Here is a 23,100-nt window from a genome sequence, read left to right as displayed (position 1 = left end):
GGGGGGAAATGAGGCAGGGTTGTTATTGAACCCCGGCGGGGTTCAATAAACTGGTGCCGATTCACCGCCGGTGAAACCGGCGGCTATTTATAGTAAAGCCCTTCGGGCTTATATAGACTCACGTTAAATTAATTACTGCAAACGCTGTTTTTGTTCCAGCAGCTTTGCCTTTAACTGTGCATAATCCACATCCTGCACGGCAACATGATTGTTGATAGCGATAACTGCGGCCGTGGCTGCAGATTCTCCCAGGATCATAAATACAGGCTCCATTCTTATGGAACCGAAGGCGGTATGGGAACCGGATACACATACCGGCACCAGCAGGTTATTGCATTGCCCTTTTTTTGGTATGATGGAACCGTAAGCAATGCTATATGGTTTGGGCGCAGCCACGCCAATATCACCTTCGTTCTGAACATAACCCTCATCCGTTACATAACGCTGTGTGTTATGCGAATCAAGGCTGTAAGACCCCATTCCCACAGGCTGGGGAACAGGCGATTTGCCCATCACTTCATTCTCCGTCATTACAAAAGCGCCGGTCATTCTTCTTGCCTCACGTATATAAAGCTGGTGAGGCCAGTTACCGTTATCTGTAAACTCATCTTTTGCAAGCCCCCATGTATTAAACTCCGCCTGCACATCTTTTGGAATGCGCGGATCGGTGGCAATAAAATAGAGCAAGCCTTTTTGATAGGTTTCGTGCTCTTTAATAATCTCCTTTCTCCTTGTATATGAAGCGTCAGGGTAATCATAGTTCATGCCTATATCGTCTGTGCTGAAAGGGCCATGATTATTGGTATCCGTTTTTTTATTGGGTATGGGGTCAAACTTATTAAACAGTTCACGCCAGCCTGCATTAAATACACGTACCAGCAATTCATATTGGGAAGGATCGTATCCCTGCGGTTTTGCAAAAGGCACCCTGTTTGCAGGCACATTGCTTAAACACATCCTGTAACAATACGCCTGGATTTTATCATCGCCCTCACCGTTTATGCCTGGCTTGTTTTCAGAAATCCGCGGCAATAAACCACTGGCGGGATCACCGGGCGTTTTATACGCCGATATAGGGGTTGAAAAATGATGCCCGTGCTGAAACACGCCTGTTTGCACCCCATTCCATTGTTCGTTGTATTTACTGTTGGCTTCCCTGCCCACGGTATATGACACGCCGGCAGCAGCCATCAGATCGCCTTCATAGGTGGCGTCAATAAACATCTTCCCGCTAAAGGTTTTACCGCTTAGCGTGGTAAAGGAAATGATGCTGCCGTTATGCTTTTTAACGCCCGTTTCCCTGTTCAGCCATTCGTTTCGCAGCACCGTGATACCGTATTCTTTAATCCAGTTTTCAAAAATATCCTCGGCTACATGCGGCTCAAATATCCACATGGTTCTTTCATTCCCGTCAATGGCCGGCGTGCCCTGTCCTTTATTTCCATACTGTGCTTTGCTTTGCCATTTCCAGGAAGAATCGGTTTGATAATGCAAATACACATAATGGTAAAATTCGCGCGCCAGCCCGCCAATAACCGATTTATCGCCGGTATCGGTAAACCCAAGGCCATTTGAGCTAAGGCCGCCCAGATGTGTATCAGGCGAAACAACAATCACAGTTTTACCTGCCTTTCTAACTTCTGCCGCCGCCGTTATGGCTGCACTGGTTCCCCCATAAATAATTACATCGGCTGTATAAACTTTGTTACCGGCAGTGAAACCGGCACAGGCAATATATATGATAAAAAGAATAGCCGGGAGATAAGCAAATTTTCTATGCATGATGAAGTATTAACAGAACAACTATGGTTATATAACGGAGCACACTGGTTAGGAAACGGCGCAATCTTCACAATCCCGCGATTCAATTAGCGGTGCCCGGCAAGATAATTATTGTGTTTTAATGTTTTCCTTAGACACATTTCTTACTTCCTGCAGCCAAACCTTATAGGCGGAAGCGGCGCTCCAGGTATTGCCTGCAGTGGCAAAATCGGTAAAGCATATCTCCTCGTTTTGCTGAACCAGCCCATCTGCCTCTTTGCGCAGCGGCACCCATATATCCAACAGCCCGCCATACTTACTGCCAGACACTCTGCAAGCTATTTTTCCATGCTCATCGAACCGTTCATACGCCTGGTAGAACGGACTTTCGTTATACCTCTTGTCCACCGCCAAAACCAACGGGCCATAGAGGAGTGCAACATGATACGGATCGTTTTCTAACCTGAAAGGGCGCACTTCCATTTCAAAACTAATCTCCACTACATCGCCCTTTGACCAATTCCGGTCAACCCTGGCATAATGATCTTTTATATCCGCTGCAACCTTTTCTCCATTTACCGTAATTGTAAACTGATGCGCCCATTCCGGCACCCGCAACAGTAGGGCAAACGCGGACATTTCACCTGGTATAACTTTTATCTGCACCCTGTTTGAAGCAGGATATCCAGTAGCCATTTCAATTTCTACAGGTTTCTTTTGGTCATTATTGAGTAGCAGACCGGCCTTTAGCGGTGTATAAAAATTTACAGCTACCATGTTCCTGCCTGCCAGTAAAGCTGCTTTGGCAGCTACCATAATACCTCGTGGCCCATTTGCAATGCAACAGTTCGTATGCATCCCGCACTGATCTTCACCCAGCACTTTTACACCTTCCATACCTATGTACTTGCTCCACGTAGATCCATCCGGCTTCATTGCTCCCAGCAGTGCATTATAATAGCCCTTCTCTATTTCGTTTGCCCATTTCCCGTCGCCTGTAACCTGCAATAATTGAAAACAAAGCTTTAACCACGTTACGGTAACGCAGGTTTCCATAGTATGTTTTGTGGGAACCGACTGCATGAACGCACCGCCAAACCAGCATTCCATACTTGCCCCGGACCCGGTAATCATTATTTCCGATTCGCATATATCATTTGCAGCAGCCAGCACTGCATTCAGGTAATCCTTTTCGCCTGTAACCCGATAGAGCTCCAATAAACCTTCATAACAAGACATCATTTCATAGGCTTTTTGCCCGTTATCCGGGCCGTACCATGATGAAGGTACCGGAAATCTTTTACCAACCGGAATATGATTCAGTGCTTTAATTATAAGTTGTGCAGACTGTGGGTCTTTCCATGAATCAACTATATATTTGGCAAAGTCAAGGTAAGGCTCGTTTTTCGTTACGCCATACAACCGGACAATGGGTTCTAATATAGATGCCGCAGCCATGCCCTTGTAGTTTCCTAAACGATAAAAAGGAATATCTGACTTTTTAACTGAAGTAATCACATAATCCGCCAGCTTTTTCATTGCGATCAGGGTGGCCCCGTCCCTCGTAAGGTCATAATAGTCCAGCAATCCCAACAGGCAATATTTCATTCCCCATATATCCCATTCTTTAAGACGATAAGCCGGCGCGTAATTTCCAATATACCCATCGGGCATTTGCGTAGCCAGTAGCCCATTAACCGCATTCTTTAATTTTTCCAACAGGCGCTTATCTTTTGTATAACGATAAGCATCTGCCGCAGAAGTAAGCCATTTACCCCAGAACTCCGATTGCCACTGCCTTTCCTCCTCTTTATGCCGAAAGGGCTCTACAAGATAATTCTCATCGGTTTTTAAAATACCGTTGTTGATGCACAGGTTTATTTTATTGCCAACGTACCCACTCATTACAAAAGCCTTATATTCCGGGATGTGTAAAACGTCGCCACTTTGCGCATACGAAAAACTCCTTGTTAAAATAAATAAACTAAAAACAATCAATCGGTTCATGTTATTATAAATTAGTTAACTACTGAAAACTTTGCGCCTTCTGCTTTTAATTGCTGCACCAGCCCGGAATATTTAATGTCCTGAACATTCTTGTTTTCATCTATTGCCAAACATGCGGCTACAGCGCTTGCTTGGCCCAGCTCCATAAAAGTAAACTCTATTCTGATTGATCCATACGCCACATGGCTTGCTGAAGGGCAGGCTGGCGCCAAAAGATTGGCACATTCTTCTTTTTTAGGAACAATGGCGTCGTAAGGAATGCCAAAAGGCTTCCACCAGTCGCCGCCGAATATAGCCCCTTCGTTATAGGCGTACCCGTTTTTTACAATTCTTCGCACACTATGCAGATCAGGGGGCCAAAAGGCAACGGCTACCGGATGTGGCAACGCCAAACGGGAATCTTTCCTGATATAGTTCTCCGTTATAACAAAGTCTGAAACAAGCCTCCGGCCATCTCTTACATAGAACATCCTGGGCCACCCGTTATTATCCGGGAACTCATCAGCGGCCAATCCCCATTGCTTCCATTCCTGTTGTAAAGCAGCATCCAACCTGCCTACTTCCTCATCATTTGAAAGAAAGTAAAATAACCCCTGTGTAAACCGGCGATGTTCTTGTAATATTTCACCCCTGCGTTTATAAGACGCAACAGGATATTCTTTATTCATTCCATAAAGATTGTGAGAAAGGTCGTGCCAGGCGCCCAGGTCTGTTTTTCCGTTAGGAATAGATACTACAGGAACATATAACTTTCCCCCTTTCCTTAAATAGCGCAAATAAATTTCATAATCGCTGCGCTTATACCCTTGCGGCATAGAAAAAGGAATTTTTTTGGAAGTGTCTCTGCTCAGGCACATCCTGAAACAGTATGCCTGAATGTTTTCATCGCCTGTTCCGGGCGTTCCCAAAGAATCCGGCTGAACAGTAACAATTAACCCGCTTTGCGGATCGCCGGGAATTACGTAAGGATCCACCTGTACTGCAAATTGTGCATGCCGGGTACCGTTCTGTATCCCGTTTTTTGTTTCATTATATTTTGCATTTGACTCACGCCCAAAAGTGGTGCTAACGCCGGCTGCAGCCATAAGATCACCTTCCGGCGTAGCATCAATAAATATATGCGCCCCCAATATAACATTGTTCTCCAGACAAATCTTCCGTATCCTGTTGCGAACTTTTACTACTCCGCCCTTTTCTTTTAACCGGGCATTTTTATACAGATGAACCGGGTACTCCTGCAACCATTTAGTGATCACTGCTTCCGCTATATGTGGCTCGAAACGCCAAAGCTCCGGTCGTTTTGCTTTAAGCTTTATCATTTCCTCAAACTCAGCCTGGCGGTGGTAACAGGCTGCAATGCGGCGATAAAATTCCAATGCCAATCCGCCAACGGCAGTACTATTCTGAAACTCGGCGTGATTATCAATATCTGTTCCGCCCAGGCCTTCTACATTCATGCCTCCAACATGCGCGGAAGGCTCCGCCAGGGCTACCTTTTTTCCCAGTTTAGCAGCCTGGATTGCAGCAATAAAGCCCGCAGAGCCGCCGCCATACACCACCACATCAAATTCTTCCACCTGCGCATTCTGGCCAAAAGAAGCAACACTAATCCATATAAAAAACAAACAGAGCAGCCGGACGCCAAAACATTTACAGGCATTATCTCTTCGCATATTAATATCCATCATTTTGAACTAAGGCAGGGTTAATGTCCATTTCGGTTTGCGGAATGGGAAACAGTTTATTAAAATCCTGTATGGCCGCATTCCTTGAAAAACTGTTTTCCTGCTGTACGGCATCTACAAGCGTGCCCGTTCTTACAAGGTCGAACCAGCGGTTGGCCTCAAAACAAAATTCTTTTCTTCTTTCCAATAACACCGAATCTTTAAATGCCTGTTTGCTCATAGTAGCCAGATCGCTCAGGCCGGCCCTTTCACGCACCTGGTTAACCGCCTGTAATGCTTCCGTACTGGGACCATTATTTACCTCATTGAGCGCTTCTGCATAAATCAGTAAAATATCGGAATAGCGCAGAATAGGAAAGCTGGTACCTCCCATGCCGCCAACTGTAGAAGTGAGGTCTGCAAGTTTCCAGAAAGAAACCGCATAAGCAGGATCTGTATTATCGGTGGATAGCTGCACAGTGGCGCCACTGGTGGGGTTTACATAAGAAGTTAAAAAAGTAACAGCTTTTCGTTTGTCCGCGTCCTGAAACAAATTAAACAAACCTGAGGTTACCCTGAATATGCCGCTTCCAGTGCCCGGCACAATGGGAGCGCCCCTGGGGGCATATCCTGTAGTAAAGTTATTGCCGTCTAAATCGGTAATATACTCTGCTTCAAAAAGCGATTCCTTTCCACCCCTGTTTGCCAGCGCATATACAGCCGCATAATCGTCCCAAAGCCCGTAAACGCCCATATCCATCACCTGCTTTGCATAGGTTGCCGCCTGCTGCCAGTATTCAGAACTTTGGTCAGTTCCGGCCCTTGTAAGGAATACTTTGGACAATAGCCCCAGCGAAGCTCCTTTGGTAGCTCTCCCCACATCTTCGCCGGTATAGGATACTGGTAAATAACCTGCTGCCGTCGTGAGATCTGATATGATCAGTTCATAAACATCATCCACCGTTCCCCTCGCAACATTTATATTGGTGAGGTCTGTAACTTCATTTTCTACTATAGGTACCCCGCCATAGAAACGCACCAGGTTAAAATAATGCAGGGCTCTTAAAAACAGCGCTTCTCCCAGGTATTGTTTTTTCAGGGTTTCATCCATTGTTATACCGGGTATGTGCGCTAATACAATGTTGCTCCGCTGTATGCCGGTGTAAGAAGCGCCCCATATACTTCCGGTAAAAGAATTTGTGGAAATAATATTGTAGTTCCAAAGAGCAACCCGGTCTGCATTACCGGTGAGAAAGGGCACCCCTTCGTCTGTAGCTACTGAATTGGGCGTTACAAATACTTCATCGCGGTACATACTTCGTAGCTGGCCGTACATGGCAATAGTGGCCGCATTAGCATCACTGGCTGTTTTATAATAAGTGCCGACAGACTGCGTATCGAGACGGCTTAAATCGAGTTTCGTGCAACCATTTATAACCACGCAGCATGCTATAATACTGATGACTGTATTTTTATTAATCATTCTTTCCATTGCAAAAATTTTAAATAATTAAAGGCCTATGTTCAATCCCAGAATAACGGTTTTGTTGGCCGGGTAGCTGCCATAATCCATGCCCTGACTGGTAGCAGAAGATCCTGAAAAATTCACTTCGGGGTCATATCCTTTGTATTTAGTGATCGTCCATAAATTTTGGGCCGACACATATACTTTTAGAAACCGGCCCTTTATTTTTTGAATGAACGATTGAGGAAGGGAATAAGAAAGGGCAATATTTTTCATTCTTATATATGACCCGTCCTCTATATGAAAGCTGGACAATATCCGCTGCCCTCCCAAAGAATTAGCCCGTGGTATGATATTGGAAGGATTGGTGGGCGTCCACCTGTTCACCACTGCCTTTGCCTGGTTATTATTTCCATTCAGATTATACAGATCAAACCGCTGAAAATTCAGGATATCGTTTCCAAAACTTCCCTGGAAGAAAACAGTCAGCTGAAACCCTTTATAGGATAACGTATTATTGAATCCGGATATATACTTTGGATAACCATTTCCTATTATAGTACGGTCATCATCATTAATCGTTCCGTTCCCGTCTAAATCTTTATACCGGATATCGCCCGGTGCTGCACCAGGCTGTGCAGACTGATCAATTTCATCCTGGCTCTGGAAAATACCGTCAAATACCCGCCCATAAAAATTCCCCAACGGGTTCCCTACTTTTAGCTGAACAGTGTTGTAAACCTGCAAATGCCCCGATCCGGTACCTGTTAAATAAGATTCGCTTCCATCTAATTTTATCACCTTGTTTTTATTGAATGACAGGTTGAAATTGGCGTCCCAGGCAAAAGCACGTTCGTTGCCAAGCGAGGTGGCAAGCGCCAGTTCAAGCCCCTGGTTACGCACTTGGCCAATATTGGAAAGAGACGAGCTATATCCCGTAGTTTGCGGAATGCTAACAGAGAACAGAAGGTTGTAAGTGTTTTTAATATAGTAGTCTGCGGTAAACCGGATCTTATCGTTTAAAAAGCCAAGGTCAAGCCCCGCATCTAATTGTTTGTTGCTTTCCCAACCCAGTTTATAATTGCTGATGATATTAGGTACACCGCCAATGCGAATCGCCGGGCTGGCGCCGCCCAATATAGCCGTGCTGCCAACAATAGTGGCCATGTAGGCATAATCGCCTATGGCCTGGTTACCGGTAAGGCCATAGCTCGCCCTCAGTTTGGCGTCACTGATCCATGAAAGTCGTTTAAAAAATTTTTCATCGGATATTCTCCAGGCAAATGCCCCGGAAGGGAAAAAGCCGTATTTGTTACCCGGGCCAAAACGGGAAGAACCATCTGTTCTGGCAGTTAAGGTCAGTAAATAACGATTATCATACCCATAATTTACCCTTGCCAGGTAGGAAGTCAATGCCCATTCAGCCACGCCCGAGCTGGGAGCCGCCAGGGTAGCGCCTAACCCAAGATTATTATACAAAGCAAAATCATTATTAAAATTAGAAGCAGAAGCGCCAAGCGTTTCATTATGATAAGCCTGTGCCGTATAGCCTATTACTGCGTTTATATTATGTTTATCAAAAACATGTTTATAATTCAATGTATTTTCATTGAGCCAGTTAATATTTTGAGCGGTGGCAATGCTGGCTTGGCCATTTACACTGGAGCCAAGCCCTATTAACCGTGTTGCATAATAATTCTCCTTGCTGTTAAATAAGTCGGCCCCAAAAGTTGTTCTAAAACTAAGGTCTTCGTTGAATTTTATTTCTGCATACGCATTGGCCAGCAAACGGATTACCTTGTATTGATCTGTAACCTCCTTAGCAAGGCCCAAAGGGTTATCAACAAGATTACCGTTCAGGGCGCTCAAATCCCTGTAATAAACGCCCGTACTATCATAAACCGGCCATATCGGGGCAAAATTAAGAGCGGCATTGGTTACGCCTCCGGCGGCTCCGCCGTCCGTTTCTGTACGAGAATTGTTGGAAACGGAATGCGTGCCCAACATGGATGCTCCCATTTTAAACCAGGGTTTTACCTGCCTGTCCAGATTGGCTCTTAATGAATACCGTTTAAAATAGGAACCAACGATAATGCCTTCCTGCTCAAAATAACTGCCTGAAATTGCATATTGCGTTTTAATGTCGCCACCGTTTGAGCTAAGTTGATAACTCTGGATGGGAGCCTGCTGAAAAACCACATCCTGCCAGTCGGTGCCCTTACCCAGGGCAGAAGGCAAAGGCCTGTCTGCTGAAGACCCATCGAAATAAGCTGTTCCGCCGCCATTTATCCTTGCCTCATTAATAAACTCAGCATATTCCTGCGCGTTTAGCAGCCCTATTTTTTTTCGCAATTTCTGAATGCCATAATATCCATCAAAATTTAGATTAGATTGCCCGTTTTTACCTCTTTTTGTAGTTATAATCACCACGCCATTACTGCCCCTGGATCCATAAATAGCTGTGGCCGATGCATCTTTAAGCACGTCTATAGATTCAATATCCTGCGGATTTATGGAGTTCAGATCTCCCACAGGATACCCATCTATAACGTATAAAGGATCGTTACCGGCGTTTACAGAACCGGTGCCTCTGATGCGTACCGTGGTTCCACCGCCCGGTTTATTTGAATTGGCTGTAACCTGCACCCCTGATACCCGCCCCTGGAGCGCTCTGTCTAAAGACACCATCGGAGTTGATTTAATATCATCCTCACCAATAGTTGAAACAGCGCCCGTTAAATCTTTTTTCTTTACAGTGCCATAGCCCACCACAACTACCTGGTCTAACGATGTTATATTCAGGTCTAAAACAACATTTATAATACCTTGATTGCCTACCACAATTTGCCTGGTATTATACCCCACATAAGAAAAAACAAGCGTATCGCCGGCAGAAGCATTGATGGTATAATTGCCGCTTTCATCAGAATACACCCCTCCGGTTTCATTCTTAACGGTTATACTAACGCTTGACAAAGGCTCGCCAGAGGCATTTGTGATCTTTCCTTTTATAATTGGCTTCGTTGCGCTATTATCATAAACAATCAGAATCTGATTGTTTACCTGCTTATAGGTAAATACTGTGTTGGCAAGTATTTTTTGAAGCGCTTCGGCTACAGTTAATTTTTTGGCGGAAAGGTTTATATTCTTAATATTTTTAACCTCATCGTACCGGTACATAAAATGAAAGGGGCTGGCTGCTTCAATTTTCTTTAGCGCATCCGGCAGGTCTTCATTATGAAGGTTAAAAGAGATGGTAAATTCATCTATGCTTTGGCTTCTTGAAGGCGTTGCAAACAGCAACTGAAAGGAAGTGGCAAGCAAAAACGTAAATGCAATAGATCCGGTGCGCATGAGCAATTTTATTCCTGGTTTTTTATAGAATAACCGTAGTTTTTTTAAACATACGGGCACAGAACTTTCTCCTGCAGTTAAGGAAAGAATCATAACTTCGATTGGTTTTAATGTAATGAGAAGCCTGATAACACAGGCAATATGTTAAAACATGGCTGTGCACCGATGGCGGTCGGGGCAACAGCAAAAAATCTACCTCTGAATTTTTTTCAGGGGTATTTTTATGGGCTTTTGCATCCTGGTATCATGGCAAACGAATTTTATGCGGTTTAAAAATAATTGCGCTGTTATTTATATATTTCAATTACAGAGCCGCCATTGGCATACCTGTAGTTGATCCCGTTAAAAACACAAATGCTGTTAAGCGCTTTATCTATATCATCATCAGCCGAAAAAGTAGCCGTGAAGCGTAATGCTTCAATCTCCCTGTCCTTGATCTGAATAACCGTATGGTATTTATCTTCCAGTATTTTTGAGGCTTCTGCTATGGTAAGGTTATCAATAAACAACGCTTTACCCTGCCAGCCCAGGTAATCTTCATTTGCCACAGTTTGCGTTTGCGCTGTTATGCTTTCTTTATTATACACTATTTGCTGGCTGGGCATTATTTCACCAATCACTTTACGGTCATCGCTCACTCTTACCCGGCCTCTTCTTACTGTAACGGTTATGTTCTTTTCACCATTAATGGCCTTTACGTTAAACGCCGTTCCAAGCACGGTTACCTGCACTTTGCCTGTATGCACAACAAACGGTTTTGAAGCATTATGCTGAACGTCAAAAAAGGCCTCGCCATTTAAAAAAACGTCCCGTGTTTTTATATTGAAATTCTTTGAATAATCCAGTGCGCTCCCTGCACTTAGTATAACAGCGCTTCCATCAGGAAGCGCAATCACACGGTTTTGCCCGTGTTCTTTATCTGCCTTGGCCACTATATGTGCAAAAACCCCATTGCGCTTATTTTCTGCAAACGGCTGTTGCCTGGCAGCGGGATGGTATAAAATAAAAACACCGGAGAAAATAATTATAACAGCAGCGGCGGCAATTATTTCTTTCTTGTATAAGGCATACCAGGGCGCAACCGCATTACCAGCGCCCATACCGGCTCTGATATCATCCCTCAGCCTGGATTTTTCTTCTTTGCTAAATGTTTTAAGCACATCATCTGTATTTTCAAAAAGCTCGTAATAGCTTTCCAGAAAGCGGATTTCTTCTGCCGAAGCTTCACCCTGCATGTATTTGGCAAGCAACTTTGAAAAGTATTTTTTATCCATAAAAAGTATATATGGCAATGATGGATGAAGTAATGATCCGGAAACCTGAAAAAGTCCTACGCGCGTGAAAAATTTTTTTTGAAAAGATTTACAGCTTAAGAATGATGCACATGATAACTGTAGCCACAAGTATTTTCGACAGCGATAGTTTAAGAAAATGAACAGCTTTGCCTAACTGGTTTTGCACGGTTTTTCTTTTTATATCAAGCCGGAGCGCAATTTCTTTTGTGGGAAGCTGCTCATGAAAACGCATCTGAAAAATGGCGCGCCTTTGCGGAGGCAGCGTAGCAAGAAGGTTTGCATAGGCTTCCATAAATTCTTCAACAGCAATCCTGGAATCGGGCAGGGCACTGGTTTCCCGCAGCGTGTCGGCTATATTGAAAAAAGAGTGGTGCGCCTGTTGCTTTAATAATATTTTAAGCGTATTATTTCGAATGGCTGCATGCAGATAGGCTTCAAAATTAACAGCACAAAAAGATGCCCTTTTCAACCATATTGTTGCAAAAATTTCCTGCACCACATCTTTTGCGTCTTCCTTATTTTTTAAACGCTTATACGCCTGGGAATAACACTTCTCCCAATATTTATTAAATAACAAATCAAACGCTTTTTGATTACCTGTTTTAATCCCGGCAAGCAGCAAGCTATCGTCCAGACTGTTTAATTTCATATATGTTGCATCTAATCAATTGGCATTGCAATGTAAAATTATTCATTAAAAAGCAGGTATAAACCATAGAAAATTCAAATTTGCCAGGCACTATAATTTAAAATGGCTGTTGCCATACAGGCTGATTGCTCTAAACATGAGCCGGCTGTTCAAAAAATCAAATTAATACAACCCTGTTTTAAAAAGAGCTTTTATATTAGCCGAAATATATTCCTTTGTAATACATCTAATGATCGCTAAAAATTCTCAGCATTATGACAACACTTAAAGGCCCCGGCATTTTTCTTGCCCAGTTTTTAGGCGATGAAGCGCCGTTCAACAGCCTAAAGTCTATTTGCGAATGGGCAAAGGACTTAGGCTTTACCGGTGTGCAGATACCCACATGGGATGCACGCTGCATTGACCTGCAAAAAGCAGCCGAAAGCAAAACCTACGCAGACGAACTGAAGGGAACAATCAATGAACTGGGATTGGAAATAACGGAGCTATCCACGCATTTACAGGGGCAACTGGTTGCCGTGCACCCGGCTTATGATGTTTTGTTTGACGGCTTTGCACCGGAACAATACCGCAACAATCCAAAGGCCAGGACCGAATGGGCAGTACAGCAATTAAAGTGGGCGGCAAAAGCATCCCAAAATTTAGGATTGAATGCACATGCCACATTCAGCGGCGCTTTGTTGTGGCAAACCCTTTATCCCTGGCCGCAACGGCCGGCAGGCCTCGTTGAAACAGGCTTTACAGAACTGGCCAGCCGATGGCTGCCCATCTTAAATACATTTGATGAATATGGCGTGGATTTGTGTTATGAAATCCACCCGGGCGAAGATTTGCACGATGGCGTTTCGTATGAAATGTTCCTGGAAAAGGTAAATAACCATGCACGCGCCTGCCTGCTGTACGATCCTTCCCATTTTGTGTTGCAATGCCTCAATTACCTGGAATATATAGACAACTACCATGAGCGCATCCGCATGTTTCATGTAAAAGATGCGGAGTTTAACCCCACAGGTAAACAGGGCGTTTATGGCGGCTATCAAAGCTGGATCAACAGGGCAGGAAGATTCCGTTCATTGGGCGACGGTCAGGTTGATTTTAAATCTGTATTCAGCAAACTGGCGCAATACGATTTTAAAGGATGGGCCGTAATGGAATGGGAATGCTGTTTGAAACATCCGGTTGACGGCGCCACAGAAGGCGCTAAATTCATAAAAGACCATATTATTCATGTAACGGAGAAAGCCTTTGATGATTTTGCATCCGCAGGCGCCGATGAAAATTTAAACAGGCTGGTACTGGGATTGTAGAGATATAAGTTCAATAAAACTTATATCATGAAATATATCCCGGTTATTGCAGGTTTGGCAATGTTGGCATCATGCGGGGGAGGAACGGGGCAAACAGCTGCGAGTGACAGTGCCAATGCTACGCAGCATTTGATTAACACCGGCAGTGTACCGCACACAGATTCAGCAGATATTAATTTGGGTGCAAGGTTAATTGCAACAAATGATTGCCTTACCTGCCATAAAATAGAAGAGAAAAGCACAGGGCCTGCTTATAAACAGATTGCGGATAAATACGATTTTAACCAGGGCAATATTGAAAACCTTGCTACAGCAGTTATTAAAGGCAGCAGGGGGTTATGGGGCCAGGCGGTAATGACGCCGCATCCTAATGTTACGTACAGTGAGGCAGAAGCCATGTGCCGTTACATATTATCGTTAAAGAATTCTGCAGATAGCTTAAAATAATTTGCCATTCATTAATCAGCATCAATAAATTTGTGACATTATTTTGACAATAAACTTGTTTATGCTTTTTTAAACCAATCACACAGATGCGTAGAATCAAGCATTAAAACGGTGTTAGTGGTTCACCAAGGCCTGAACAAGCTGAGTCTATTATCTCATTTCTAAAAATCAGAACCAATTGAAAAAGTATTTTGTAACTGTTGCAATACTTGCTGTAATTGCAGCCTGCAACGACAGCGGATCTAAAAGTGAAAGTTCAGATTCTTCAGAATCTTCATCTGCCGCACCCGCCAACGATCCGTCTTCCAATCCCGATTATCAGAAAGGTTTGGCGCTGGTGGCTTCAAATGACTGCCTTACCTGTCACAAAGTAGATGAAAAAGTTACAGGGCCTGCATACAGGGATGTTGCCAACAAGTTTGAAAACACGCCTGAAAATGTAAGCATGCTTGCTCAGAAAGTTATTAACGGCAGCGTAGGCGACTGGGGCCAGGTGGCCATGACGCCCCACCCTGCATTGTCACAGGCAGACGCAGAGCAAATGGTTAAGTACATTTTACTATTAAGAAATAAATAAAACCTCATGAAACTATTCAACGCAATTGCTGCCGCAGCCATACTTTTTGCAGCATGTAATTCTTCGTCTTCCAATACTGCGGAAGCAACAGACACAACAGCTACGGCAGATGCAACCACAGAAACTTCATCGAATGATACAGGATGGGTTTCTTTGTTTGATGGATCAACCTTGAATGGCTGGCATGCGTTTGGGCAAACCGAAGCCGGCAAATGGTCGGCTGACAGCGGCGCCATTCAACTTCATTCAGCTTCAAAAGCAGAAGGCGGCGACCTTGTAAGCAATGACAGCTTCGGCAATTTTGATTTAAAGCTTGATTGGAAAATATCCAAAGACGGCAACAGCGGTATTTTATTTTATGTACAGGATGACAAGGCGAAATACGAAAACACTTACAAAACCGGCCCTGAAATGCAGGTGCTGGATGATGAAAGAAATGAAGACAATAAGACGCCCACACACCGCGCAGGAAGTTTGTATGATATGATACAGGCAACCCCCGGCGCAGTAAAACCTGCGGAGGAATGGAATACTGCGGAAATAGTAAGCAATAATGGCAAGCTTGATTTCTATTTAAACGGCGTGCACGTTGTGAACACTACTATTTTCGATGATAACTGGAAGAAGATGATTGCCGGCAGCAAGTTTAAACAATGGCCTGCCTTTGGCACTTTTCAAGAAGGGCATATTGCGCTGCAGGATCACGGACATGATGTTTGGTACAGGAATATTATGATAAAGAAATTATAGAAAACTCATCCTTCAGATAAAACGGGCTGTTCTTTTTTTTAGAACAGCCCGTTTTTATTTTTGGGAATGGCGTGTTGTAAAAACCTTAATGGGAACTGTTAATTGCCGCTTGTTTCTATTAACAGCAGCATTGCATCCTGGCTCAGCGCATCAAAATCAAATTCAGCGCTTACACCTTCAAACCGTAAACTGTCTTTTTCCTGTATCAGCCTGTCCTGAAATTCAAAAGCGCCTTCAATCACATATACAAAAAGATTGGGGATTTGCCTGCTGTATGGAAATATGCCTTTAGAACGAAGATCGTATTTAGCGATATAGGCTTTTGTAGCGCCGGTGGAAGATGCAAATAAAGGCAGGATCGCATTCCTGGTATTTATATTGAAAGGATTGATTGAATAACCCGCATGCGCAGGTATGGGTGTGTTTTTACCAGGCTTTAACCAAACCTGGATAAAATCTACAGCCTGCGATGGATAGGGGTTGGTTATTTTAACCGTATCACCGGCCCGCAACTGCAGCCTGCCACATTCACCCGCGGAAACATAGATATTTTCTTCTTCATTCCGCCTCACTTCTAAGCCACCTGCTATGGGTATTAAAAAAATTTCCTGCAGCAAAGCAATATGGATCAGGGTGCTGCATTCGGCAGCCAGCATATCTTCATTAAACGCGATCAGCTCCCCAAACGGCTCCCTGCCTTCCAGCTTAAAATTTCCAAAGTTGAATATATGGTAACTGCACAGCCCTTTATGCTCTGTTTTACCACGCCTCCCGGCTAAAAGTATCCTTGCTTTTATTGTATTATCCATTCGCATGAGAAAAACTTAATAAGCTATGCTGTGCGTTAACGTATAGCCGCTTGATACGCTTCCCGTTACCGTAGCCAGGGCAATGTCCAGAAGTGTTCCCGACTCATACGTTGCACTGAAAATATTATCATCAGCATTTGCTATTCCCTTCTGGCCATGGGAGGCATACGCTCCTTGTGCATACACAGTGCTGGTAATATCTTCAGGAAATGCAATCTGGGCCACTACCAGGCTGTTGCCGCTTGAATCGTAAGCATGAATATGTATATGCGTAGTGCGCCCTTCGTACCAGCCGGGATAAATACTGGTAAATTCCACAATGCCGGAACTATCAGTGGTTTGCCTGCCGCGTAAAAAGTTTACAGACTGGTAATTTGTTGTTTGGGTGGAGCCGCTGCCGCCATATTGTGAATAATTGCCCTCGGCATCGCAGTGCCATATATCCACAATCACATCTGCCGCCACAGAACAATTGTCTGAATAATCCTGTATGGTTATAGCAATGGAAAGCGCCGTGCCTTCCCTGTCTGAAGTAATATCAGACATTACCAGCTCTTCCGGGTTTTTGGTGGGATAAGGCCCTTCGGTAACTGTGGGATATTGAGAGCATGTTCCAGAACTGCTATCATCATCATCGTCGTCGTCATCGCTTCCGCTGTCATCCGTACCGGATTCTTTCGTGCAGGAATTAAAAAAATACACAACAGCCACAGACCCTAAAGCCTTAAAGCCCTGCTTTAAAAATTCTTTTCTTTCCATAAAAGGTCATTAAATGTTATCCAAATATTTCTGATAAAGATATAACGCAGCAATTTTCTGACAATTGTTTGACAATTTATGTTACCCCTGCCATGAGGTGAAATGCACAATATCTGCGGTGAAAGGGTGAAAACGCGTACTCTGCAAGGTGTAAAAAAGTGATTTTGTATTGTTCGGTTTTAGCTCCCCTCTCCTTTGGAGAACTTGTCCCGACCATTCGGGAGAGGTTAGGGGGTGAGGTCTGACAATGAAATATTATTCACTAATTCATCCCTTGCACATTATAATAGTAAGTAAATGTAAAGCAGAAGCTTGCAGATCAAAGGTATCTTCTTATCTCTTCTGCCAGTTCGCCTTTCGTAATGGGCACGCCCATTACCTTATTGTAAGCTTTGGCATCAACCAGGAATTTATCACGGATAATTTTAATCAGTTGACCGTTATTGATTTCAGGAATTAATACGGTATCAAAGCTGTGCAATATCTCGCCCAGGTTTTTGGGAAAAGGCCGCAGGTAGCGTAAATGCGCATGGCTTACCGCATGGCCTTCGGCCTGCAACTGCCTGGCAGCGCTTTCAATGGCGCCATACGTGCTGCCCCATCCTAATACGAGCACTTTTCCTTTTTCGGGCCCACTGTCTAAGGTTTGCAGGGGAATATAATCCGCTATATTTTCCACTTTTTTCTCGCGTATGTTCACCATTAACTGGTGATTTTCGGGATCATAGCTTACATTGCCCGTAATATTTTGTTTTTCAATACCGCCAATACGGTGCTCCAGGCCGGGTGTGCCCGGTATAGCCCAGGGGCGCACCAGTTTTTCATCTCTTTTATAAGGCAGGAATTTGTGCTCGTCTTCTTCCAGGTCTGTCTTGAATTTTACGTGTATCGGCTGCAGGTCTTCACTCTTTGGAAAGCGCCAGGGCTCGGCGCCGTTGGCGATATAACCGTCGCTCAACAATATAACCGGTGTCATGTGCCGGAGCGAAATCTTCACCGCTTCAAATACCGCATCAAAACAATCGCTGGGCGTACGGGCAGCAATTACCGGCATAGGGCACTCGCCGTTCCTGCCGTAATAAGCCTGCAGCAGATCGCTCTGCTCTGTTTTAGTAGGAAGCCCGGTGGAAGGGCCGCCGCGCTGCACATCTATTATCAATAATGGAATTTCGAGCATCACGGCCAGACCCATCGCTTCTGCCTTCAAAGCCATGCCCGGCCCGGAAGTGGTGGTTACGCCAATACTGCCGCCATAGCTGGCGCCGACAGCAGATGTGATGGCTGCAATTTCATCTTCGGCCTGGAAAGTTTTTACGCCAAATGCTTTATGACGGCTTAATTCGTGCAGAATATCGGAGGCGGGGGTAATGGGATAACTTCCCAAAAACAAAGGCAGGCCGCTCTTTTCGCTGGCGGCAATTAAGCCGTAGGCCAGCGCCTGGTTGCCCATAATGCTGCGGTAAGTGCCGGGCGGCATCTTAGCCTTTTCAACTTTATAACGCGCCGTAAAAGTTTCGGTGGTATCGCCGTAATTATAACCGGCCTGCAATACCTTTATATTGCTAGCAAGAATGTTTTCCTTCTTTCCAAACTTTTCTTCCAGGTAACTGATGGTGCTATCAAGGCGGCGGTTATACATCCAGTACAAGAAGCCCAGCACAAACATATTTTTGGCACGGTCTTTTTCCTTCATGCCCAGCTCCGGAAAATCCTTCAGCGTTTCGCGGGTAAGTTTGGTCACATCAATTTTAAGTACATCGTAAGCATCAAGGCTGCCGTTTTCCAGGGGGTTAATACCATCAATATAATTGGCGAGGCGAAGGTTTTTGGCATCAAAGCCGTCAATATTCGCAATAATTTTCCCGCCTTTTTTCAAAAAGGGCAGGTTCGCTTTCAATGCTGCGGCGTTCATTGCCACCAGCACATCGCACATATCGCCCGGCGTAAACACCCGGTCGGAAGAAAAGTGTAACTGGAAGCCGCTCACGCCCGGTAAAGTGCCTTGCGGCGCACGAATTTCTGCGGGAAAATCGGGGAAAGTGGCCAGGTCGAGGCCAAGCAGGGCGGTATTATTGGTAAACTGGGTTCCGGTAAGCTGCATCCCATCGCCGCTGTCGCCGGCAAATTTAATCACTACGTCACTCAGCAAAACATCTTGTCTTTCCATATCTCTTAAAAAAATGGGTGCAAAGTTAGTTATATAAAAATTCAGCGCCGGCAATTTTGGCAATTCGTGCAGAATTGCTTTTACGGTAAACCCGTTCATTGCCTTTACAAAATTCGCACAAACCAGCCGCAGGGTATTAACGATTTGCGAAATAAGTTGGAGATATATAAGACTTCCGGCATAATTGATCGCCTGGTGTAACAACCGCGCCTGCGGAAAATATTTACCAGGTTCTTGCCTGGATTATCCCGGATAGCCGGAGAACAGGAACATTTTTCAATTTTAATACAGGCCACCATCCCCTATCTTTATGCAGTATGAAAAAAATCATCACTACCGCACTTTTATTTTGTTTTTCTTTCAGTCTCATTGCACAAAAAACTGTCGCTGTAAAAAGGCAAACGCCTTTAATGGGCTGGTCGAGCTGGAATAATTTTCATGTAAACATCAGTGAGCAGCTTATTAAAGCCCAGGCAGATGCCATGGTTGCATCAGGCATGAAGGATGCCGGCTACAGTTTCATTAATATAGATGATGGCTTTTGGGGCGGCAGGGATGAAAAAGGTTATATCAAGCCCCATCCCACACGCTTTCCCGGCGGCATGAAGCAACTAGCGGCTTATATTCATTCAAAAGGTTTAAAAGCGGGCATTTATTCTGATGCAGGCCTGAACACCTGCGCCTCCATGTGGGATAAAGATACCATTGGCAGCGGCATGGGTTTATACGGGCATGAATACCAGGACCTGCATCAAATGCTGGTTGACTGGGATTATGATTTCATAAAAGTTGACTGGTGCGGCGGGCAGGCTATGGGCCTTGATGAAGAAGTGAGCTATACCAGGATCAGTAAGATTATTAAACAACTACGGCCCGGCGCCATCTTCAATGTTTGCCGCTGGCAGTTTCCGGGCAAATGGGTTTGCGGTGTGGCTGATTCCTGGCGCATATCGGGCGATATTGATAACACGTTTGAAAGCATCCTGAAAATAATAGACTTAAATGCCGGCCTGTGGCGCTATGCGGGCCCCGGCCATGTGAATGATATGGATATGCTGCAGGTGGGCAGGGGCATGACGTATGAGGAAGATAAAACACATTTCTCCATGTGGTGCATGCTGGCTTCGCCTTTGCTGGCCGGCAATGATCTGACCACCATGTCGAAAGAAACAATTTCCATTCTTACCAATAAAGAAATGATTGCCATTAACCAGGACCCGCTGGTTTACCAGGCCAGAAAAATAATGGGCTATGGCGAGCAGGAAGTATGGGCAAGGCCATTAATGCATACCATGAGCGGGAAAGTGGCGGTAGCCTTATTAAACCGGTCGGCCGCAGCAGCCAATATTCCGTTTAATGTTGACTCGGTTGGTTTAAAAGCAGCAAAGGGCTATACAATACATGATGTATGGGCCCATACATCATCCGGGCGGCAAACGCAACCGCAGCAAAACTTTAAAGTGCCGCCGCATGGCATTGTGGTACTGGTGATAACAGGCGAGTCATCACCTTTTAATATTTTTCAGAAGGAATAAAACAAACAGACTGGCTCAGTCTAAAAGACTGAGCCAGTCTTATCAGGGGGAACATCATCATTCAGGCTTTTCCAGGCTTTCCTGCCAGCTTTTAAATTTATTCCTGTCCACCACAAGCCATACCACATCATCCCATTCAAATACGGTGGAAGAATCAGGGTTGAGAATGCGTTCATTGCCTCTTTCAATGCCTATTACCAGCCCTGCGGTTTTTTCGCGAATGCGGGAGGCGCGAATGCTGAGCCCTTTCAGCCGGTTATATTCATCCACCACAATTTTCTGAAGCACAATATTGGCTATCTCGGCATTTTCCGATTCCGTTACATCTGTATTTTCAAACACGGGTTTAAAAACCTGCATCTGCTCATCCGTGGCAATAATGCCTGCATGGTCAAACGGCAGCAGCTTATCATAACGGTTAGGGGCATGCATGAGCTTATTTCCGCGCTTTATATACGCTATATTGATGCCGTACTTTTCACGCCAGGCAAGCTCCAGCAGCGTTTTGCCGGTATAATCGGCATTCGGGTTTACTTCCATATCAATAATGCCGGCAGACCAGGGCAGCAACTGAGACTGCAGGCTGGCATTTTTCTTAAACAGTTCTTCCGGTGCATTATCTTTTAATGCGGCTGTTTCCCTCGCATTCAGGTTACTCAAAAAGCTGCGCTCGATACGATGGTAAAACTGTTGTATCTTTTTGGAGAAGAGATATAAAAACCCAATGGCGACGGGCATTATCAGCACTACAGACGCTTTTGCCGATATTAATCTGTCCACCCAGAAACCGATCAGCCCAATCCCTATCAAAATTCTTATAATCTCAATAATGAGCAGGGGCCCTTTGCTGTATTTTTCATCAAGCCAGAGCTCCCGGTAAGCCAGGCTGTCGGGTTTCCTCGTTATAAGCGCCCATAAAAAAGGAGCGCCTGATGCAAGCAGGATAATAAGCGAAACAATGCCGGGCCAGGTGCGGCCTGCCATATTCTCTTCAAAAAAAGGCAGCAGTACATTCAATGCCAGCAGGCTGAGCGTCAGCAGTATAAAAGCATTGGTAAACACAATTTTCACGTAAGAGCGCAGCACTTTTTTCCAGGCGCTTTCCGCCTGTATTTTTTGTGTGCCCGACGAATAATTTTCAATAGCCGTTACAAATTTTTTTGGCAGGATACGCAGTAAAAAATTGTAAAACGGTTCTGAATATTTAATAAGATAAGGCGTGGTAAATGTGGTGATGGCCGATGCGCCCACCGCCACCGGGAAAAGAAAGTTGCTGATAACGCCCAGGTTAAGCCCCAGCGTAGCCACGATAAAGGCAAACTCCCCTATCTGCGCCATGCTCATGCCCACCTGCACTGATTGCTTTAACGGCTGCCCGGACAGGATGGCGCCCAGCGTGGTGCTAAACATCTTGCCCGCTACCGTAAGCAGCGTAACGATAAGTACCGGCCATTTGTACGCTATCATGGCGGCAGGGTCTATCAGCATGCCCACCGATATAAAAAATACAGCGCCGAACAGGTCTTTCACCGGTTTAATGATATGTTCCACCCTTTCGGCTGAAGTTGTTTCCGCAAAAATGGAACCCATGATGAAAGCGCCCAGTTCAGCCGAAAAACCAACTTTGGTGGCCAGTATTACCATGCCGAGGCAGAGGCCTGTGGAAAGAATAAGCAGCGTTTCATCATTAATGAATTTTTTCGCCTTCTTTAAAAAAGTAGGCAGCAGGAATATACCCATAATAAACCACAGCGCCAGGAAGAACAACAGCTTTAAAACGGTTTGCAACAGCTCGCCGCCTTTAAACTGCTGCTGTACAGCCATGGTGGAGAGCAATACCATCAGCAATATCACCACGATGTCTTCTACCACCAGCACGCCAAATACCACGTTGGCATACCGTTTTGTTTTTACGCCCAGCTCTTCAAAAGCACGAATGATAATGGTGGTGGATGAACTGGCCAGCATGCCGCCCAGGAAAATACTGTCCATTCTCGACCAGCCCATCCAGGTGCCGGTTAAATAGCCGCCAATTACAATGAATATGATCTCTGTAAATGCAGTAATGGTAGAAGCGCCGCCCACACGCACCAGCTTTTTGAAACTGAACTCAAGGCCCAGGCTGAATAAAAGGAAGATCACGCCTATTTCGGCCAGTGTTTCAATATTGTCGTGGCCGGCCACGGTAGGCGTAAGGGAAAAATGCGGCCCCACCAGAAAACCGGCAATAATATAACCCAGCACCAGCGGCTGTTTTATCTTCTTGAAGATTAATGTGGTGATGGCGCCCGTTACAAGAATAAGCGCTAAATCTTCTATTAATTTCGGCAAATGGCCCATACCGGTTCATCATTGATTTTTTGCAGGCATGCGCCCTGCCTGCGGAAGATACAAAAACAATAACTGAAGTGGCAAAAGAAAGCTGCGTTATAGTAAACACAGGATGAATTTGTGCATTGGCTGTTTGCACCTGCTTTATAGGATTGTAAGATGATCTCACATTCCTGCACGTCATTCCCCCGACGCGTTGGGGGAATGACGTGCCAGTGGTTAT

General features: G+C 44.8%; 16 protein-coding genes. 5 read left to right on the top strand and 11 right to left on the bottom strand.

Features of this window, described 5'->3' with window-relative positions:
- Positions 1-132: 132 nt before the first annotated feature.
- The 7 genes from QM629_RS20930 to QM629_RS20900 all read right to left on the bottom strand — a co-directional run bounded on the left by QM629_RS20930 (position 133) and on the right by QM629_RS20900 (position 12,195).
- Positions 133-1,782, bottom strand: a complete 1,650-nt coding sequence (locus tag QM629_RS20930; RefSeq protein WP_415161861.1) for an FAD-dependent oxidoreductase — start codon at positions 1,780-1,782, stop codon at positions 133-135.
- Positions 1,783-1,890: 108 nt separating this feature from the next.
- Positions 1,891-3,768 carry a beta-L-arabinofuranosidase domain-containing protein gene (locus tag QM629_RS20925; protein ID WP_415161860.1) on the bottom strand — a complete coding sequence of 626 codons (1,878 nt, stop codon included), beginning with the start codon at positions 3,766-3,768 and terminating at the stop codon, positions 1,891-1,893.
- Positions 3,769-3,779: 11 nt separating this feature from the next.
- A complete protein-coding gene (locus QM629_RS20920) occupies positions 3,780-5,441 on the bottom strand; it encodes an FAD-dependent oxidoreductase (protein WP_415161859.1) in 1,662 nt (553 codons plus the stop codon).
- Position 5,442: 1 nt separating this feature from the next.
- Positions 5,443-6,924, bottom strand: coding sequence for a RagB/SusD family nutrient uptake outer membrane protein (locus tag QM629_RS20915; protein ID WP_415161858.1), 1,482 nt, complete (start codon positions 6,922-6,924; stop codon positions 5,443-5,445).
- 18 nt (positions 6,925-6,942) lie between these two features.
- Positions 6,943-10,251, bottom strand: a complete 3,309-nt coding sequence (locus tag QM629_RS20910) for a TonB-dependent receptor (RefSeq protein WP_415161857.1) — start codon at positions 10,249-10,251, stop codon at positions 6,943-6,945.
- A gap of 287 nt (positions 10,252-10,538) precedes the next feature.
- Entirely contained in the window at positions 10,539-11,525 is a 987-nt protein-coding gene (locus QM629_RS20905; RefSeq protein WP_415161856.1) for a FecR family protein, read from the bottom strand.
- An 88-nt stretch (positions 11,526-11,613) separates the two neighbouring features.
- Entirely contained in the window at positions 11,614-12,195 is a 582-nt protein-coding gene (locus QM629_RS20900) for an RNA polymerase sigma factor (protein ID WP_415161855.1), read from the bottom strand.
- Positions 12,196-12,449: 254 nt separating this feature from the next.
- On the opposite strand from QM629_RS20900, the gene QM629_RS20895 reads away from it, so the two are divergent.
- The 4 genes from QM629_RS20895 to QM629_RS20880 all read left to right on the top strand — a co-directional run bounded on the left by QM629_RS20895 (position 12,450) and on the right by QM629_RS20880 (position 15,276).
- A complete protein-coding gene (locus QM629_RS20895) occupies positions 12,450-13,502 on the top strand; it encodes a sugar phosphate isomerase/epimerase family protein (RefSeq protein ID WP_415161854.1) in 1,053 nt (350 codons plus the stop codon).
- A gap of 27 nt (positions 13,503-13,529) precedes the next feature.
- Positions 13,530-13,949, top strand: coding sequence for a c-type cytochrome (locus QM629_RS20890; protein ID WP_415161853.1), 420 nt, complete (start codon positions 13,530-13,532; stop codon positions 13,947-13,949).
- Between the two features lie 178 nt (positions 13,950-14,127).
- Positions 14,128-14,526: a c-type cytochrome gene (locus QM629_RS20885; RefSeq protein WP_415161852.1), complete on the top strand. Its 399-nt coding sequence runs from the start codon at positions 14,128-14,130 to the stop codon at positions 14,524-14,526.
- A 6-nt stretch (positions 14,527-14,532) separates the two neighbouring features.
- Positions 14,533-15,276 (top strand): DUF1080 domain-containing protein, encoded by a 744-nt coding sequence (locus tag QM629_RS20880; RefSeq protein ID WP_415161851.1) that lies wholly within the window; start codon positions 14,533-14,535, stop codon positions 15,274-15,276.
- Positions 15,277-15,374: 98 nt separating this feature from the next.
- On the opposite strand, the gene QM629_RS20875 is transcribed toward QM629_RS20880, so the two are convergent.
- The 3 genes from QM629_RS20875 to QM629_RS20865 all read right to left on the bottom strand — a co-directional run bounded on the left by QM629_RS20875 (position 15,375) and on the right by QM629_RS20865 (position 19,011).
- The gene (locus QM629_RS20875; RefSeq protein WP_415161850.1) at positions 15,375-16,085 is read right to left on the bottom strand and encodes a hypothetical protein; all 711 of its coding nucleotides are present in this window, start codon (positions 16,083-16,085) and stop codon (positions 15,375-15,377) included.
- Between the two features lie 15 nt (positions 16,086-16,100).
- Positions 16,101-16,844: an intradiol ring-cleavage dioxygenase gene (locus QM629_RS20870; protein WP_415161849.1), complete on the bottom strand. Its 744-nt coding sequence runs from the start codon at positions 16,842-16,844 to the stop codon at positions 16,101-16,103.
- A gap of 319 nt (positions 16,845-17,163) precedes the next feature.
- On the bottom strand, positions 17,164-19,011 hold the full coding sequence (locus QM629_RS20865; protein WP_415161848.1) for a 2-oxoacid:acceptor oxidoreductase subunit alpha: 1,848 nt from the start codon (positions 19,009-19,011) through the stop codon (positions 17,164-17,166).
- 317 nt (positions 19,012-19,328) lie between these two features.
- Between QM629_RS20865 and QM629_RS20860 the strand changes: the two genes are divergently transcribed.
- Complete coding sequence (locus QM629_RS20860) at positions 19,329-20,546, top strand: glycoside hydrolase family 27 protein (RefSeq protein ID WP_415161847.1); 1,218 nt, start codon at positions 19,329-19,331, stop codon at positions 20,544-20,546.
- Between the two features lie 57 nt (positions 20,547-20,603).
- Here the strand turns inward: QM629_RS20860 and QM629_RS20855 are convergent, their stop codons facing one another.
- Positions 20,604-22,886 (bottom strand): cation:proton antiporter, encoded by a 2,283-nt coding sequence (locus tag QM629_RS20855; protein ID WP_415161846.1) that lies wholly within the window; start codon positions 22,884-22,886, stop codon positions 20,604-20,606.
- Positions 22,887-23,100 lie beyond the last annotated feature (214 nt).

Origin of the sequence: Parafilimonas sp. (assembly GCF_047606085.1) — a bacterium.
Taxonomy (GTDB): domain Bacteria; phylum Bacteroidota; class Bacteroidia; order Chitinophagales; family Chitinophagaceae; genus Parafilimonas.
This window is presented reverse-complemented; position numbering and strand designations above follow the sequence as displayed.